This is a genomic window from Bartonella sp. AP58NXGY, assembly GCF_042195785.1.
Taxonomy (GTDB): Bacteria; Pseudomonadota; Alphaproteobacteria; order Rhizobiales; family Rhizobiaceae; genus Bartonella.
On record NZ_JBHIOY010000090.1, the window covers coordinates 1 to 318 of the forward strand.

1 protein-coding gene is annotated in these 318 nt (G+C 34.0%); it reads right to left on the reverse strand.

Features of this window, described 5'->3' with window-relative positions:
* Positions 1-11: 11 nt before the first annotated feature.
* Positions 12-318: helix-turn-helix transcriptional regulator (locus ACFINC_RS09635; protein ID WP_375617070.1), on the reverse strand; the 307-nt coding region annotated here is incomplete at its 5' end.

Below are 318 nucleotides of genomic sequence, written 5' to 3' on the forward strand. Positions count from 1 at the left end.
CTTTATAGGGATTATTTCATAAGTGGACGATAAGATTTACGTGGTAGTATTGCAACTATTTCTCCAACCCATTTTATCTTAGCATTTTTAATAGGGTCTGCATTCCATGATTTAAGTACAATGCCCTCTAGAGAACGAGTAATTTGTTTGATGAATCGCCTATTATCTTCTGTTAGAACAACAACTTCATCACCATAATAATCGCTTACTGGCTTTGTTTGCAGATGTTTAACTACAATTAAATCACCATCTTTATACACAGGATACATGGAATCTCCACGAACCATGAAACCTAATGCTTCAAAAGGTAAATCAAAT